The 16643-nt window shown below is 65.8% G+C and carries 15 protein-coding genes, 2 tRNA genes and 1 pseudogene; 13 read left to right on the top strand and 5 right to left on the bottom strand.

Annotation, left to right across the window (positions count from 1 at the left end):
- From ACLQ6X_RS16065 to ACLQ6X_RS16030, 8 genes and pseudogenes are all read left to right on the top strand, one after another.
- Positions 1-492, top strand: a pseudogene (locus tag ACLQ6X_RS16065) (6-phosphogluconate dehydrogenase); the annotation flags it as partial.
- Positions 493-505: 13 nt separating this feature from the next.
- Entirely contained in the window at positions 506-1678 is a 1173-nt protein-coding gene (gene recF, locus ACLQ6X_RS16060; protein WP_411701151.1) for a DNA replication/repair protein RecF, read from the top strand.
- 47 nt (positions 1679-1725) lie between these two features.
- Positions 1726-2181 (top strand): DUF721 domain-containing protein, encoded by a 456-nt coding sequence (locus ACLQ6X_RS16055; RefSeq protein WP_411701152.1) that lies wholly within the window; start codon positions 1726-1728, stop codon positions 2179-2181.
- A 164-nt stretch (positions 2182-2345) separates the two neighbouring features.
- Positions 2346-4307 carry a DNA topoisomerase (ATP-hydrolyzing) subunit B gene (gene gyrB / locus ACLQ6X_RS16050; RefSeq protein WP_411701150.1) on the top strand — a complete coding sequence of 654 codons (1962 nt, stop codon included), beginning with the start codon at positions 2346-2348 and terminating at the stop codon, positions 4305-4307.
- A gap of 85 nt (positions 4308-4392) precedes the next feature.
- Positions 4393-6987 carry a DNA gyrase subunit A gene (gyrA, locus tag ACLQ6X_RS16045; protein WP_411701149.1) on the top strand — a complete coding sequence of 865 codons (2595 nt, stop codon included), beginning with the start codon at positions 4393-4395 and terminating at the stop codon, positions 6985-6987.
- Positions 6980-7387, top strand: a complete 408-nt coding sequence (locus tag ACLQ6X_RS16040; protein ID WP_411701148.1) for a DUF3566 domain-containing protein — start codon at positions 6980-6982, stop codon at positions 7385-7387. The genes gyrA and ACLQ6X_RS16040 overlap by 8 nt, the downstream gene beginning before the upstream one ends.
- A 69-nt stretch (positions 7388-7456) precedes the next feature.
- A tRNA-Ile gene (locus ACLQ6X_RS16035) sits at positions 7457-7530 on the top strand.
- 31 nt (positions 7531-7561) lie between these two features.
- Positions 7562-7634, top strand: a tRNA-Ala gene (locus ACLQ6X_RS16030).
- A gap of 170 nt (positions 7635-7804) precedes the next feature.
- Here the strand turns inward: ACLQ6X_RS16030 and ACLQ6X_RS16025 are convergent.
- Entirely contained in the window at positions 7805-8467 is a 663-nt protein-coding gene (locus ACLQ6X_RS16025) for a DNA helicase (protein ID WP_411701147.1), read from the bottom strand.
- A 136-nt stretch (positions 8468-8603) separates the two neighbouring features.
- Between ACLQ6X_RS16025 and ACLQ6X_RS16020 the strand changes: the two genes are divergently transcribed.
- Both ACLQ6X_RS16020 and ACLQ6X_RS16015 read left to right on the top strand, forming a co-directional pair.
- Positions 8604-9143, top strand: coding sequence for a peptidylprolyl isomerase (locus ACLQ6X_RS16020; protein ID WP_411701146.1), 540 nt, complete (start codon positions 8604-8606; stop codon positions 9141-9143).
- Positions 9144-9325: 182 nt separating this feature from the next.
- Entirely contained in the window at positions 9326-9991 is a 666-nt protein-coding gene (locus ACLQ6X_RS16015) for a rhomboid family intramembrane serine protease (protein WP_411701145.1), read from the top strand.
- A gap of 81 nt (positions 9992-10072) precedes the next feature.
- On the opposite strand, the gene ACLQ6X_RS16010 is transcribed toward ACLQ6X_RS16015, so the two are convergent.
- Complete coding sequence (locus ACLQ6X_RS16010) at positions 10073-10318, bottom strand: cell division protein CrgA (protein ID WP_411701144.1); 246 nt, start codon at positions 10316-10318, stop codon at positions 10073-10075.
- A gap of 92 nt (positions 10319-10410) precedes the next feature.
- Here ACLQ6X_RS16010 and ACLQ6X_RS16005 point away from each other — a divergent pair, with 92 nt between their 5' ends.
- Genes ACLQ6X_RS16005 through ACLQ6X_RS15995 form a run of 3 tightly spaced genes read left to right on the top strand, consistent with a single transcriptional unit; the run spans position 10411 to position 12010 of the window.
- The gene (locus tag ACLQ6X_RS16005) at positions 10411-11217 is read left to right on the top strand and encodes a class E sortase (protein WP_411701143.1); all 807 of its coding nucleotides are present in this window, start codon (positions 10411-10413) and stop codon (positions 11215-11217) included.
- The gene (locus ACLQ6X_RS16000; RefSeq protein WP_411701142.1) at positions 11217-11375 is read left to right on the top strand and encodes a hypothetical protein; all 159 of its coding nucleotides are present in this window, start codon (positions 11217-11219) and stop codon (positions 11373-11375) included. The genes ACLQ6X_RS16005 and ACLQ6X_RS16000 overlap by 1 nt, the downstream gene beginning before the upstream one ends.
- Positions 11372-12010, top strand: a complete 639-nt coding sequence (locus ACLQ6X_RS15995; protein ID WP_411701141.1) for an anthranilate synthase component II — start codon at positions 11372-11374, stop codon at positions 12008-12010. The genes ACLQ6X_RS16000 and ACLQ6X_RS15995 overlap by 4 nt, the downstream gene beginning before the upstream one ends.
- Here ACLQ6X_RS15995 and pknB read toward each other — a convergent pair.
- The 3 genes from pknB to ACLQ6X_RS15980 form a co-directional block, all read right to left on the bottom strand.
- A complete protein-coding gene (gene pknB, locus ACLQ6X_RS15990) occupies positions 12007-13716 on the bottom strand; it encodes a Stk1 family PASTA domain-containing Ser/Thr kinase (protein ID WP_411701140.1) in 1710 nt (569 codons plus the stop codon). The genes ACLQ6X_RS15995 and pknB overlap by 4 nt on opposite strands.
- A gap of 69 nt (positions 13717-13785) precedes the next feature.
- Entirely contained in the window at positions 13786-15486 is a 1701-nt protein-coding gene (locus ACLQ6X_RS15985; RefSeq protein WP_411701139.1) for a protein kinase domain-containing protein, read from the bottom strand.
- Positions 15483-16643, bottom strand: a 1161-nt coding sequence (locus ACLQ6X_RS15980; protein WP_411701138.1) for a peptidoglycan D,D-transpeptidase FtsI family protein, incomplete at its 5' end; no start/stop codon positions are given. The genes ACLQ6X_RS15985 and ACLQ6X_RS15980, both read right to left, overlap by 4 nt.

Raw genomic sequence — 16643 nt, 5'->3', positions numbered from 1 at the left:
GAGGCGGTTGGCCCGCTGCGGCCGATTCTAGAGACGCTGGCGCCGGCCGCTGATAAAGGCTGGGCCCACCTGGGCCCCAGCGGCGCGGGCCACTACGCCAAGATGGTGCACAACGGCATCGAGTACGCGCTGATGCAGGCGTGGGCCGAGGGATACGAGCTTCTCGACACCCGCAAGGACATCATCAAGGACGTCACCGGAACGTTCGAGGCCTGGCAGCGCGGCACCGTCGTGCGTTCGTGGCTGCTCGAGCTGCTGGTGAAGGCTCTTAAGGAAGACCCCGAATTCAAGGAGATCGAAGGCTACGTCGAGGACTCCGGCGAGGGTCGCTGGACCGTCGAAGAGGCGCTCAACAACGCCGTCCCGGTTCCCACGATCAGCGCGGCGATCTTCGCGCGCTTCGTGTCGCGCCAGGGTGACTCGCCCTCGATGAAGGCCGTCGCGGCTCTTCGTAACCAGTTCGGCGGACACTCCGTCCGCAAGGCGGAATAGCACCACCTCTCTCGTGATCGTCACCCAGCTCAACCTCACCGACTTTCGTAACTACGAAACCGTTGACGTTGGGCTGGTGACGGGAGCGAACGTCTTCGTCGGCAGCAACGGACAGGGCAAGACCAATCTGGTCGAAGCTCTCGGGTTTCTGAGCTCGCTCGGATCCCACCGCGTCTCGACCGACCACGCGATGATCCGCGCCGGCCAAGACGCGGCGATCGTGAGGGCCAGGCTGCAGAACGGCGAGCGTCAGATTCTCGCCGAGGTGCAGATCAACCGCACCGGAGCGAACCGCGCCCAGATCAACCGCTCCGCGATCAAGACGCGAGACCTGCCCCGCTATTTCTCGAGCATCCTGTTCGCCCCCGAAGATCTCGCGCTCGTCCGCGGCGATCCCTCGGGTCGCCGCCGCTACATGGACGAGCTTCTCGTGCAGCGCTTTCCCCGCCTCAGCAGAGTGATGGTCGACTACGACCGCGTTCTGAAACAGCGCAACTCCCTGCTCAAGTTGGCGCGGGCATCCGGTCTTCGCGAGAACGCGCTCTCGACCCTCGAAATCTGGGACGAACGCCTCGTCGAGTTCGGATCCGAACTCATCCAGGCCCGCAGCGCGCTGATCGCCGAACTGCTTCCCGAGGTAAAGGCCGCCTACGCGGCCATCGCCGGCGCCGACCATCGCGCGTCACTCGCCAGCTACCTCAGCATTCTGTCGAGCGATGTCGGCGACGAGGCGACGATCGAGCAGAACGCGGTGCGCGGGGGGGCCCTCGACCTCGACGAGATCTCGAAGAACTTCCGTGCCGCGCTCGCGCGCCTGCGGCGCTCAGAGGTCGACCGCGGCATCACCCTCGCGGGGCCGCATCGCGACGACCTCGTGCTCGAACTCAACGACCTGCCGGCCCGCGGATACGCGAGCCATGGCGAGTCGTGGTCGTTCGCGCTGTCACTCAAGCTGGCCGCCGCCGCCGTTCTGCGTCGGGAATCGTCCACCGGCGACCCGGTGCTGATCCTCGACGACGTGTTCGCCGAGCTCGACGAGTCGCGCCGTGGCCGCCTCGCGGCGGCGATTGACGGATTCGAGCAGGTACTCATCACCGCGGCCGTGCTCGACGACGTTCCGAAAGAACTCGCCGGGCATATCGTGCGCATCAAGGCCGGCCGTATCGTGGAGGGGGAGGAATCGTGACGAATCAGGTTCCACCGCGCGACAACGACGAGGCCCGTGCGGTGTACATGCGCTTCCGGCAGCTGTTCGGCACCGGGGTGTTCAAGTCGAACGATCAGAAAAAGCGCGAGAAAAGAGTGGATGGCGCGAGCGTCCCTTTTGGCGCGGGTCGCGACCCGCTCGGCCTCTCCGACGTCATCGACGGGCTCACCAGCAACATGGGCTGGACCTCCCCGCTCGCGCAGTCCGACCTGGTCGCGTCCTGGGTGGAGATCGCGGGTGCCGAGACCGCGGAACACTCCACGCCGACCGGCATAGAAGACGGCGTGCTCACCATCCAGTGCGACTCCACCGCGTGGGCCACGCAGCTGCGGCTCATGCGCACGCAGATCACCACGCACATCGCCCTCCGCTACCCGGACGCGAAGATCCAGTCGGTTCGCTTCGAAGGGCCGAACGCCCCGTCCTGGAAACGGGGCCCCAGATCAATTCCAGGCCGGGGCCCGCGCGATACTTACGGCTAGGTGGACAAATCTGGTCACCCCTCCACAGAAAGCGCGGCATACGGCCTCAGAGCGAGCGGCGGGTGTCGTGATTTGGTAGACTGGAGGGGCCGTCGAGCGCGTCCCATAGTGGGACCACAAACTCGGATGGCGTGATCACAGACGCGGCAGGAGCACAATTTCAGATGGCGACTATTCCCACCGAGGATCTGCACGACGATAGCTACGGCGCAGACCAGATCCAGATTCTCGAGGGGCTCGAAGCCGTTCGCAAGCGTCCCGGTATGTACATCGGTTCCACCGGTCCGCGCGGTCTGCACCACCTGGTCTACGAGGTAGTCGACAACTCCGTCGACGAGGCACTCGCCGGCTACTGCGACCTCATTCTCGTGACGATGCGCAAAGACGGCTCGATCCGCGTGCGCGACAACGGTCGCGGCATCCCGGTCGACATCAACAAGCAAGAGCAGAAGTCGACCGTCGAGGTCGTTATGACCATCCTGCACGCCGGCGGCAAGTTCGGCGGCGGCGGCTACTCCGTATCGGGCGGACTGCACGGCGTGGGTATCTCCGTCGTGAACGCACTCTCGAGCAAGGTCGAGACCGAGGTGCGCCGTCAGGGCCACGTCTGGCGCATGAGCTTCCACGACGGTGTGCCCACCGCGCCGCTCGAGAAGGGCGAGGCGACCGACGAGACCGGTACCCAGCAGACCTTCTGGCCGAGCGAAGAGACCTTCGAAACGGTCGAGTTCGACCACGAGACCCTCCGTGCCCGTTTCCAGCAGATGGCGTTCCTCAACAAGGGCCTGCGCATCACCCTCACCGACGAGCGTGGCGAAGAAGACGTAGTCGAGAGCTACATGTACGAGAAGGGGCTCGTCGACTACGTCGAGTACCTGAACAAGGCCAAGAAGGCCGAGCTCATCCACCCCGACATCATCGCGTTCGAGTCGGAAGACACCGATCGTAAGATCTCGCTCGAGGTCGCGATGCAGTGGACCAACGCCTACACCGAGAGCGTTCACACCTACGCGAACACGATCAACACCCACGAGGGCGGAACCCACGAAGAGGGCTTCCGCGCCGCCCTCACGACCCTCGTCAACCGGTATGCCCGCGAGAAGGGCATCATCAAGGAGAAAGACGAGAACCTCTCCGGCGACGATGTGCGCGAGGGTCTCACCGCGGTCATCTCGGTAAAGCTCGCCGAGCCGCAGTTCGAGGGCCAGACCAAGACCAAGCTCGGCAACACTGAGGCGAAGGCCTTCGTGCAGCGGGTCGCCGGCCAGCAGCTCGGCGACTGGTTCGACCGCAACCCCACACAGGCGCGCGACGTCATTCGCAAGGCGATCCAGGCCTCGCAGGCGCGCCTCGCCGCCCGCAAGGCGCGCGAGCAGACCCGCCGCAAGGGACTCCTCGAGTCGGGCGGCATGCCCGGCAAGCTGCGCGACTGCTCCTCGAAAGACCCCTCGCTCAGCGAGATCTACATCGTGGAGGGTGACTCCGCAGGCGGTTCCGCCGTGCAGGGTCGCGACCCGCAGTTCCAGGCCATCCTGCCGCTGCGCGGCAAGATCCTCAACGTCGAGAAGGCGCGTCTCGACCGCGCCCTCGGCAATGCCGAAGTACAGGCGATGATCACCGCCTTCGGCGCGGGCATCGGCGAAGACTTCGACCCCGAGAAGGTCCGGTACCACAAGATCGTCCTGATGGCCGACGCCGACGTCGACGGCCAGCACATCACGACGCTGCTGCTCACCCTGCTTTTCCGCTACATGCGCCCGCTCATCGACCACGGCTACGTGTACCTCGCGCAGCCGCCGCTCTACCGCCTCAAGTGGACGAACGCCGAGCACCAGTTCGTGTACAGCGACAAGGAGCGCGACGGCATGCTGGAGCTCGGCCTCGCCGCCGGCAAGCGCATCCCGAAAGAGAACGGCATCCAGCGGTACAAGGGTCTCGGCGAGATGGATTACAGCGAGCTGTGGGAGACCACGATGGACCCGGCGACCCGCACGCTTCTGCAGGTGACCCTGGACGACGCCGCGGCGGCCGACGAGATCTTCTCGACCCTGATGGGCGAAGACGTCGAATCGCGCCGCAACTTCATCCAGCGCAACGCCAAAGACGTGCGCTTCCTCGACATCTAATACCCACCTCGGTCCCTGAGCTCATCGAAGGGACCGGCGCTATGGCCCCTTCGACAAGCTCAGGGACCGGCTAAGGAAAAGAACTATGGCTGACGAAACAACACCAGACGGCACCGAAGCCGCCGAACCGACCTTCGAGAAGGCCGTCATCGACACGCGTCACGACAAGGTCGACCAGGTCGACCTGCAGCTCGAGATGCAGCGCTCCTACCTCGACTACGCGATGAGCGTCATCGTCGGGCGCGCGTTGCCCGAGGTGCGCGACGGCCTGAAGCCCGTGCACCGCCGCGTGATCTACGCGATGTACGACGGCGGCTACCGTCCCGACAAGGGCTTCAACAAGTGCACCCGCGTGGTCGGCGAGGTCATGGGCCAGTTCCACCCGCACGGCGACTCGTCGATCTATGACGCACTGGTGCGCCTGGTGCAGCCGTGGAGCCTGCGCTACCCGCTCGCTCTCGGCCAGGGCAACTTCGGTTCGGCCGGAAACGACGGCGCCGCCGCCCCCCGGTACACCGAGACCAAGATGGCCCCGCTCGCCATGGAGATGGTGCGCGACATCGACGAGGAAACCGTCGACTTCGTCCCCAACTACGACGGGAAGACGCAGGAGCCCGTCGTGCTGCCGGCACGCTTCCCGAACCTGCTCGTGAACGGCTCGGTCGGTATCGCCGTGGGTATGGCGACCAATATCCCTCCGCACAACCTGCGGGAGGTGGCATCCGGAGCTCTCTGGGCGCTCGAACACCCGGAGGCTCCGCGCGAAGAGCTGCTCGAAGCGCTGATCGAGCGCATCAAGGGTCCCGACTTCCCGACCGGCGCACAGATTCTCGGCATCAAGGGAATTCAGGATGCCTACCGCACGGGACGCGGATCCATCACGATGCGCGCGGTCGTCAACGTCGAAGAACTCCAGGGCCGCACCTGCCTCGTCGTGACGGAACTGCCGTACCAGGTGAACCCCGACAACCTCGCGCTGAAGATCGCCGAGCTCGTCAAGGAAGGCAAGATCGGCGGGATCGCCGACATCCGCGACGAGACCTCGGGCCGCACCGGCCAGCGCCTCGTGATCGTGCTCAAGCGCGACGCCGTGGCCAAGGTTGTTCTCAACAACCTCTACAAGCACACGCAGCTGCAGGACAACTTCGGCGCGAACATGCTCGCCATCGTCGACGGAATTCCGCGTACGCTGCCGATCGACGGGTTCATCACCCACTGGATCGACCACCAGATCGAAGTGATCGTGCGCCGCACTACCTTCCGCCTGAAGAAGGCCGAAGAGCGCATGCACATCCTGCGCGCGTACCTGAAGGCGCTCGACGCGCTCGACGAGGTCATCGCGCTCATCCGCCGCAGCGCCGACACCGAGACGGCCCGCGACGGCCTGATGGAACTGCTCACCATCGACGAACTGCAGGCACGTGCCATCCTCGACATGCAGCTCCGCCGTCTCGCGGCGCTCGAACGACAGAAGATCGTCGACGAGGCCGCCGAGTGGGAGGCGAAGATCGCCGAGTACCACCACATCCTCGCGACGCCGGCCCGCCAGCGCGAGATCGTTTCGGAAGAGCTCACCGAGTTGGTCGACCGTTTCGGCGACGACCGCCGCACCGAGATCATGTTCGGCTTCGACGGCGACATGAGCATGGAAGACCTCATCCCCGAAGAGGAGATGGTCATCACCGTCACGCGAGGCGGCTACATCAAGCGCACGCGCAGCGACAACTACCGCAGCCAGCACCGCGGCGGAAAGGGCGTCAAGGGCGCGCAACTACGGGCCGACGACGTCGTCGAGCACTTCTTCGTCACGACCACGCACCACTGGCTGCTGTTCTTCACGAACACCGGCCGGGTCTACCGCGCGAAGGCCTACGAACTGCAGGAGGCCGGCCGCGACGCGAAGGGCCAGCACGTCGCCAACCTGCTCGCGCTGCAGCCGGGCGAGGAGATCGCCCAGATTCTCGACATCCCCGACTACCAGGCGGCGAAGTACCTCGTGCTCGCCACCCGTCGCGGTCTCGTGAAGAAGACGGCGCTCACCGAGTACGACACGAACCGCACCGGCGGCATCATCGCCATCAACCTGCGCGACGAAGACGAGCTGGTCTCGGCCATGCTCGTCGAAGAGACGCAGGACGTGCTGCTGGTCTCGCACAAGGGAATGTCGATCCGCTTCACCGCGTCCGACTCGGCGATGCGCCCGATGGGCCGCTCCACCTCGGGTGTGAAGGGCATGGACTTCCGCGAGGGAGACGAGCTGCTCTCGGCCTCGGTCGTCACCGACGCCGGCTTCGTCTTCGTCGTCACGGAGGGCGGATTCGCCAAGCGCACGTCCACCGACGAGTACCGGGTACAGGGCCGCGGCGGCTTGGGCATCAAGGTGGCCAAGCTCCAGGACGCCCGCGGCGATCTGGCGGGCGCTCTTATCGTATCTGACGACGACGAGGTGCTTGTGGTCCTTGCCAGCGGCAAGGTGGTACGCTCCTCCGTGGCCGAAGTTCCCGCCAAGGGCAGGGACACAATGGGCGTCGTTTTCGCCCGTTTCGCCGAGGATGACAGAATTATCGCGCTTGCGAAGAACAGCGAACGCAATCTAGTTAATCAGGATGGCGAAGTAGTAGTCGGAGAAATTCCGGCGGTGCCCGTCGTCTCTGGAGAGGACGAATCAGTAGATGAGTAGCGTCGCCGAAAAGCTGCAGCGCAAGTCGCAGCGCCCCGTTGCCACCAAGCAGGTGCGTCTCAAGCTGGTCTACGTCGACTTCTGGTCGACCGTGAAGCTGTCGTTCCTCGTCGCCGTGTCGCTCGGCATCGTGCTCGTTGTGGCGACGATCCTCGTGTACCTCGTGTTGCAGTCGACGAACATCTTCGAGACTCTCGACAGAACGCTGGCCGAGATTTTGGGCGACGAGTCGTTCAGTATCACCGACAGCTTCTCGCTCGTGCAGGTGTCTCTGTTCACCGTCGTCGTGGCGATCCTCAACATCATCGTGGGTACCGCCCTCGGCGCGATCACGAGCGTTCTCTACAACTTCAGCGTGCGGATCACGGGCGGACTGCTCGTCGGATTCACGAACAACTAACCCGATGCGGGCGCCTGGTCGCTCGATTGGGATTCCCGGCGCAGGTACGGTACTCTCGAATCTGCCCGCGGGGGTATAGCTCAGTTGGTTAGAGCGCTTCACTGATAATGAAGAGGTCCCAGGTTCAAATCCCGGTACCCCCACTGTGACTCACGAGAGTGAGTTCAACCCTTCGGGGCCTTAGCTCAATTGGTAGAGCGCCTGCTTTGCAAGCAGGAGGTCAGGAGTTCGATTCTCCTAGGCTCCACGTTCTCGATGTCGCCTCTTGGTAGGCGACTTCCGTGTTTAACGGTGGCTTCGCGCACCCAGAAGGCGCCCTGTGCGGGCGACCGTGGTTGTTGGTACCGCTCGGGGCCCGCTGCCCGCCCGTTAACGGGCGAAGGCCCGCCGGAGCGGGCCTTCGTGCGTCGTGCTCTTCTAGATGGCGCCTACGGCTGCGGGGTCGACGGTGTCGGCTCCGGGCTCGAGGTCGTCGTCGATCCACAGGTCGTCGTCGGCGCGCAGCGTCTGCCACACGGCGTACGCGACGCCGGCTACGGCAACGACGCCGAGACCGATGAGGATGTACTTTCCGGGGCCGCTCTTCGGCTTCTCGACGACGCCGACCTTGCGGCCGATCGCCGTGGCGTTCTTCGACACGTTCTTACCGAACGTCTCTGCCTTCTTGCCGAGTTTGTCGGCGCGCTTCGCGAGCTGCTTCGACGCCTCCTCGGAGCCGGCGGAGACGCGGCGGATGGCGTCGCGCACCTGCGGGCTCTTGGCCGCGTCGAGAACGGCGAGGGCCGAGGCGATCGCCGAAGCGAAGGCCGGCAGCACGTCGTGCTCGATCTTTTCCTTCGCGGTGGACGCCACCGTCTGGGTGGCCGTGATGCCGGTGGCGACCACGGGCTTCAGGCTGGAGCCGTAGGCGTCCTTGACCCGAGGGCTTACTTCTTCGCGAGCGTAGTTGGCGGCCTGGTGGCTCGCCTCACGTACTACGCCGCCGGCGTGCTCGAGCACGTCCTTCTGGCTTTGCAACAGTTCTTCGGCCTGCTTCTTAAGCCGAGTGAACTCTCGCTGCCGCTTCCGTGACAGTCCCATTGAAAAACCTCCGTCGTCGTTGTGCAGCGAACGATTCAATCTTGTCACGCCACTCTAGCGAGCGAAACGGCTAGGCCTGTGAGCCGCCTGTGCGCTAGCGGGCAGCGCACGGAGAGGCTATGCAAGAATTAGGACTATGTCTTCGCATACTGCTGTCGCCACGATCACCACCAACCTCGGCGTTATCAAGGTCAACCTCCTTGGCAACCACGCCCCCAAGACCGTCGATAACTTCGTCGGACTTGCAACTGGCACGAAGGAATGGACCCACCCCGCTACAGGCAAGGTCTCGACCGACAAGCTGTACGACGGCATCATCTTCCACCGCATCATCAAGCAGTTCATGCTTCAGGGCGGCGACCCGCTCGGCCAGGGCATCGGCGGACCCGGCTACGAGTTCGACGACGAGATCCACCCCGAGCTGAACTTCAACGAGCCCTACGTTCTCGCCATGGCTAACGCCGGCACGCGCGGCGGCAAGGGAACCAACGGCTCGCAGTTCTTCATCACCACGGTTCCGACCCAGTGGCTGCAGGGAAAGCACACCATCTTCGGCTTCGTTGCCGACGACGAGTCGAAGCGCGTCGTCGACGCGATCGAGGCCGTGCCCACCAACGGCAGCGACAAGCCGCTCAATGACGTCGTCATTGAGAGCGTCACCGTCGACCAGGTCTAGACACTCCCGTGACGGATACCGACAGGAATCCGGACAACTTCTGTTACCGGCATCCCGACCGGCAGAGCTTCATCATCTGCCAACGGTGCGGTCGCACCGTCTGTTCGGAATGCCAGACACAGGCCGCCGTCGGGGTGCACTGCCCCGAGTGCGTACGCGAGGCGCGCGAGAGCGCGCCTCGCGTGAGCCGCGGAACCACGACGCGAATCAAGCGCTCCATGCGCTCCTCGAGCGGCGTTCCCGTGGTGACCTACTCGCTCATCGGCCTGAACCTGCTGCTCTTCATCGCCCAGTGGGTGTCGAACGGCGCCGTGTACCAGGCCCTCGCCTACTACCCGCCGTTCACCGCGGTCGAGCCGTGGCGCATGCTGACGGCGGCGTTCCTGCACTCGCAGACGTCGATCTTCCACATCCTGTTCAACATGTACTCGCTCTTCATCTTCGGGCCGATCATCGAGCAGGCAGTCGGCAGGGTGCGGTTCCTGGCGCTCTACCTGCTCGCCGCTATCGGCGGGTCGGTAGCAGTGCTGCTGCTCGCTCCGGGCGCCGTGGTCGTGGGTGCGTCGGGTGCGATCTTCGGCCTGCTCGGGGCGTTCTTCGTGATCCAGCGCCGCCTGGGTGGCAACAACGTGCAGTTGCTGATCGTGATCGGGCTCAACCTGGTGATCGGGTTCGTCGTTCCCGGTGTCGCCTGGCAGGCTCACCTCGGCGGTCTCGTCGTGGGAGCAGGTGTGGCGGCGATCTACATGGCCACGCGTCACCGCAGCAAGAAGGCGGTTCAGATCGCGTCCGTCGTGGGCGTGGCCGTCGCTCTTATCGCGATCACGATCGTCGGCGTAACCGTCTAGGCAAGTTATCCACAGGCTTGTACACACTGGGGATAATTACACCCGTGTAGTTAGCCCTTAATTACCGCGGAAGTTGCGGTTCTAGCGCCAGCGTGTCGTCATCAGGAAGCCGATGAACATGATGCCGAAGCCGACGAGGATGTTGCCCGAACCGAGGTCGGGGATGGGGAGCTGGCTGGCGCCGCTCACGTAGAAGACGATGATCCAGACGAGCCCGATGAGCATGAAACCGAACATGATCGGCTTGAACCACACCGGGTTCGGTGCCTGCTCGCCGGGGCGCGTTTCGGCGGTACGGTCGGTCTTGATTCGTTCGCTGCGGGCCATGCCGCAAATTCTATCCTGAAACGCCTGCGTGTCGTCCGCGCAGCCGCGCACACGCTGGGATCGCGGACAGGCGCGCACCGTACAATCGAGTGATGTCCGAGACCGAACGCGTGCCCGTCGGGGCCGCACCATCCGAGCCGCCGCGCCGACCGCGCCGCCGCCGGATCTCGGTCGTCGGCGTTCTCGGCGAGCTCTTCATCACGGCGGGCGTGCTGGTGCTGCTCTTCCTCGGCTGGCAGGTCTGGCTCAACGACATCATCGTCGGCGCCGAGCAGACATCGGCCGCCAACGAACTCGCGCAGCAGTGGGACGACGCGGACCGGGCTCCGGTGCCGAGCCCGACGGCCACCGCCACCGCGGTTCCGGTCGACCCGGGCGAACCGATCGTGGCGACGCCGCCCGCGGAGGGCGCCTCGTTCGCCAACCTGATCGTGCCCCGACTCGGCAGCGACTACCGCCGGCCGATCGCCGAGGGTGTCGGCCTCGCAGTGCTGAACAACCGCAAGACCGGCGTCGGCCACTACCCGCAGACGCAGATGCCCGGCGAGATCGGCAACTTCGCCGTCGCCGCACACCGCACCACCTACGGCGCGGGATTCCACGACATCAACAAACTGGTGGTGGGCGACAGCATCTTCGTGGAAACCGAGGACGGCTGGTACGAGTACGTCTACCGGGGTACCGAGTACGTGCGGCCCACGGGCATCGGGGTGCTGGAGCCCGTCCCCCAGGTCGCGGACGCGACATCCACCGATCGCATCATCACTCTGACCAGCTGCCACCCGTACCTCTCGTCGGCCGAGCGCATCATCGCCTACGGCGTCTTCGAGACCTGGTATCCCCGAGCCGGCGGAGCGCCCGCCGAGATCGCGACCCTCGTTCAGGCAGGAGCCAACTGATGTACGCGGCATTCTGGCGTCTTCTCCCCGGCCCGCTGTGGGTGCGCATTATCACAGCTGTCGTGCTCGTTGCGGTGGTGCTCACTGTGCTCGTACTGTGGGTGTTTCCGTTCGTCAATGAACTGTTTGTACCCCCGGAAGTGACGGTAGGCGAATGACCCGTGTTCTCGTTGTCGACAATTACGACAGCTTCGTCTACACCCTGAACGGTTACCTGCAGCAGTTGGGGGCCGAGACGACCGTGGTGCGTAACGATGCGTTCAGCGCGGATGACGCGGCCAGCTACATTGCGGACTTCGACGCCGTGCTGCTCTCGCCCGGTCCCGGCACGCCCGCTGCCGCGGGGGTTTCGATCCCGATCGTGACCGCCGTGCTCGAGAGCGGACAGCCGCTCTTCGGCGTCTGCCTCGGACACCAGGCCATCGCCGAGGCCATGGGCGCGACGGTGACGCACGCCGACGAGCTGATGCACGGCAAGACGTCGCTCATCGACCATGACGACAGCGGCTTCTACGACGGTGTGCCGCACCCCTTCCGGGCCACCCGCTACCACTCGCTGGCGATCGTCGACGGCACCACCCCGAGCGAGCTCGTCGTGACGTCGCGCACCGCCGGCGGCGTGATCATGGGCGTGCGCCACGAGGCACTGCCTATCTACGGCGTGCAGTTCCACCCCGAGTCGGTGCTGACCGAGGGCGGCTACCGCATGGTCGGCAACTGGCTGGCCGTTGCGGGACTGCCAGAGGCGGCCGAGACCGCTAAGGGGCTCACCCCGCTGGTTACCGTCGCCTAGGGCTTGTTGCAGAAGTTGATCTGAACCGCGGAACGCTGTGGTGCGTCGCCGATGACCGACTGCGACGAGATCGTGCCGCCGGAGCAGGAGAGATCGGCGACGGACCTGACCTCGAGCTGCAGGGCCAGCAGCGCGGTGTTGGCGGCCGCGGCATCCTGACCCGAGACATCGGGAACCTTCACGAGTCCGTTGGAGACGACCATCGTGACCGTGGCGCCCTCACCGGTGGCCTCGCCGGGGCCGGGAGTCGCCGACATGACGATTCCGGCCTTGACGTTGGGCGAGTAGTCCAGGGTCGACGTGCCGACGACCAGGGCGGCGGCGGTGATCGCCTCGGCGGCGGCGGCCTGGTCGATGCCGACGATCTGCGGCACGGTGGCCGGCTTGGCGCCGCTCGAGACGTAGACCGTGATGTCTTGCCCGGGGCCCACGCGGATGCCCGCCTCGGGGTCGGTGCGGATCACACGGTTGGCTTCGACCTCGGTGCTCGTCTCGTCGACGCGTTCGGAGGCGAGGTTCTCGCCGCTGATCGCCGTCGCCGCCTCTTCGTAGGTGAGGCCGACCACCTCGGGCACGGGGATCGACACGTTGCCGGTGTACTCGGTGGGCTGGGAGACGGTCTGCACCCACATGAACACCGCGATGATGATCACGATGAGCACGGCGACGCCGCCCCAGATCCAGGCGACCGGCGGGCGGTTCTGGGTGCGGGGGATGCGGTCGTTCTGGTCGACGTTGAGCTGTCGGAACGTGGCCTCGGAGCCGACGCGCGAGTTCGGATTGACGCCGAAGAGCGCCGCGTTGAAGTCGCCGGCCGGGGCCGGCTTGCGGGCCGGAATCGAGCCGGCCGCGGCGGTCTCCGCATCGATGCGGAACTCCCCGGCGGTCTGGAAGCGTTCGAAGCGGTCTTTCGCCATGGCACGCAGCACCACGGCGTCGAGCGCCGGGGACACCCGCGGGTTGAGAGCGCTCGGCGGCAGCGGCTGCTGGTTGACGTGCTGGTACGCGACGGCGACCGGGTTGTCACCCGTGAACGGCGCCTGCGCGGTGAGCATCTCGAACAGCACGATGCCGGTGGAGTAGAGGTCGGTGCGGGCGTCGACGGCCTCGCCGCGCGCCTGCTCAGGCGAGAAGTACTGGGCGGTGCCCACGATCGTGCTGGTCTCGGCGATACTGGCCGAGGAGTCGGAGACGGCGCGGGCGATGCCGAAGTCCATGACCTTCACCTGGCCGCCGGTGGTGACCATGATGTTGCCGGGCTTCACGTCGCGGTGCACGACGCCGGCGCGGTGCGAGTACTCGAGGGCGGTGAGCACCTGCGAGATGATGCGCACCGCTTCGGTCTGGCCGATCGGGCCGTCGGCGATCATGTCTTTGAGCAGGCGTCCGTCGACGAACTCCATGATGATGAACGGCAGCTGCACTTCGGCGCCGTCTTCGTCGAGGATGGTCTCCTCGCCGGCGTCGAAGATGCGCACGATGGTCGGATGCGCCATCTTGGCCGCTTCCTGCGCCTCGCGTCGGAAGCGGCTGCGGAAGGCGGGGTCGGTGGCGAGTTCGGGCTTGAGCAGCTTGATCGCGACGCGTCGACCGAGTCGTGAGTCGGTGCCGACGTAGACATCGGCCATGCCGCCCCGGCCGATGAGGTCGCCGACCTGGTACCTGCCCGCGAGCAGGCGCACGCTCTGAGCTACGCCTTCAATCACAAACTATCTCCCGGTCGGCCGCGCCAATTTTCCTTGCCAGTGTACTCCGTGGGGTATGCGCACCCGCTGTTAGCCGGTTGCTGGAGCGGCGGCGACGGTGAAGGTCGTGTTCGCCGATGCGGGCGACTGGAGGTCGCTGCACTGCACGATGTAGCTCACCGTCACGTTCCCGGGACCGGTGAGGTCGATGCCGAGCGAGGTGGCGCTCGCGCCGAGGGGGTTCGGCTGCTCCTGTGACTGTGAGGCAGGGCCCCCGATGGTGAACGTGTAGCCGGTGAGGGGGTGACCCGACGGGCAGCCCGCGTAGGTCGTCCAACTGACGGTGGCGACCTGGCCCACGATGAGCGTCCCCGACGGCGGGGCCACGGCGGACGGCTGTGGCGGGGTCGGAACCTCGGCCACGGGGCCGTAGAACGTCACCGCGATCAACTGGGAGGTGGTCACGGGACCCGTCGGGCTGACCGCGTAGGCCTTGCCGACGTCGCCGTTGGTCTCGGCGGGGTCACCGACGCGGGTCTCCATGGTGAGGCCGAGACCGTTGATCTTCTGCCTGGCCTGCGCCTCGGTGAGTCCGATGAACTCGTCTTCGTTGATGACGACGGGCGCGACGGTCGGGGTGGCACTCGGCGTGACCGAGGGCGTCGGCGTGCTCGACGGCGTGGAGCTCGTCGCGGTGTTCGACGGCTTCGGCTCTTCCTCGGCGGGGTTGGCCAGGAGCATGACGATGACGATGACGAGGATGACCGCGAGCACCGAGACGATGGCGATGAGCGGCCACATCCACGGATTGCGCTTCTCTTCCTGCGCGGGAACCTGGGCCGTGGTCGTAACGGACTCCTCGGCCGTCAGCAACCGGGTCGTCGCGTCGTTCTGGCCGTAGTTGGCGCCGGCCGTGGCGGCGAGCGAACCCGCGCCGAGAATACCGGGCACTGCTTCGGCGGCGGCCGACACGTCACCGCGTCGCAGGGCCTGCGCGGCGCGGGCGAGGTGCGCCGCACTCGCCGGGCGGTCGGCCGGGTTCTTCGCGATACACGCGTAGACCAGGTTGCGCACGGGCTCCGAGATGGTGACCGGCAGTTCGGGCGGCGTCTCGTTGATCTGCGCCATGGCGATGGCCACCTGCGACTCGCCCGTGAAGGGGCGACGGCCGGCGAGGGCCTCGTAGGCGACGATACCGAGAGAGTAGATGTCGGTGGTGGGCGACGCCGAGCGGCCGCTCGCCTGTTCGGGCGAGAGGTACTGCACGGTGCCCATGACCTGGCCGGTGGCCGTGAGCGGCACCTGGTCGGCGATGCGGGCGATGCCGAAGTCGGTGATCTTGACGCGGCCGTCAGGGGTGATCAGCAGGTTGCCCGGCTTGATGTCGCGGTGCACGAGGCCGGCGGCGTGCGCGGCGGAGAGCGCGTTCGCCGTCTGGGCCACGATGTCGAGCACACGGTCGGTCGAGAGCACACGCTCGCGCTCGAGGATCGCGCTGAGCGCCTCGCCCGGAACGAGTTCCATCACGAGGTAGGCGCTGCCCTCTTCCTCGCCGTAGTCGAAGACGTTGGCGATGCCCTCGTGGTTCACGAGGGCCGCGTGGCGTGCCTCGGCGCGGAAGCGCTCGAGGAAGCCCGGATCGCCGAGGTACTCGTCTTTAAGGATCTTGATCGCGACGGTGCGCCCGATCACCAGGTCGGTTGCCTGCCAGACTTCGCCCATCCCGCCAATCGCTACGCGACTGGACAGTTGGTATCTGCCCCCGAAAGTGAGGCCACTGGTGGGTCTCATTTGTTTAGCACCGCCTCTAGTACTTTCTTTGCGATTGGAGCTGCGACCGTGTTGCCGAATCCGGACTGGCCGAGGCCACCACCGTTTTCGACCACCACGGCGACGACGACCTGTGGATCTTCCGCTGGAGCAAAACCGGTGAACCAGAGAGTGTACGGATCGCCGTCGCCGTTCTCTGCCGTACCTGTCTTGCCCGCCACGTTGACTCCGCTAATTCTCGCATTACCGCCGCCACCGCTGGATACCGCACTGATCATCATCTGGGTCAATGTTTCCGCCGTTTCGGTTGTCATCGGTGTGTTGTAGACGGTGGGCTGCAACTGCTCCCTGACCGTGAGGTCAGACGCCAGGACGCTCTCGACGAGAGTCGGCTGCATGAGCATGCCGTCGTTGGCGATCGCGGCGGAGACCATGGCGATCTGCAGAGGTGTGACTCGCACGCTCGCCTGACCGAACGACGACAGCATCTGCTGGGCGTCGCTCTCGGTCTGCGGGTAGACGCTGGGCGTCGTGCTCATCGGTATGTCGAGGCTTGCCTCGAAACCGAATTCCTTCGCCTTGGCGGAGACGGCGTCGTAGCCGAGCTCCAATCCGAGCTCGGCGAACGGGATGTTGCACGAGAATCGCAGGGCCGTCGCGATCGAGACGGTCGCGCCGCCGCCGCAGGAGCCGCCCTCGGAGTTGGTGATGACCGAACTCGTGCCGGGCAGTGTCAGCGAGCCGGGGTTCGGGAACTCGGAGTCGGCCGTGAATCGACCGCTGTCGATGGCGGCCGCGGCCACCACGAGCTTGAACACGGAACCGGGCGTGTACATGTCGCCGGCGATCGCGCGGTTGGCGAGCGGGTCGGCCGGGTCGTTGATGAGCGCGCCGTAGGCCTCGAGCACCTGGTTGGTGTCGTGCACGGCGAGCAGGTTGGGGTCGAAGGAAGCCTTCGACACCATCGCCATGATCGCGCCGGTCTTCGGGTTGAGGGCCACGACGGATCCCGAGTTCGCCCCGAGCGCGTCCCACGCCACCTGCTGCAGAGTCGGGTCGATGGTCAGCTCGACGGCGTCGCCCTTGGGGGTCTGCCCGGTGAAGATGGCGTTGATCTGGTCGAAGAACTGGGCGTTCGAGGTGCCGCTGAGGTAGTCGTTGAGCGCGCTCTCGATGCC

Origin of the sequence: Conyzicola sp. (assembly GCF_046714715.1) — a bacterium.
Taxonomy (GTDB): Bacteria; Actinomycetota; Actinomycetes; order Actinomycetales; family Microbacteriaceae; genus Conyzicola.
Note: the sequence above shows the minus strand (reverse complement) of the source record. Positions and strands in the feature narration are given on the sequence as shown.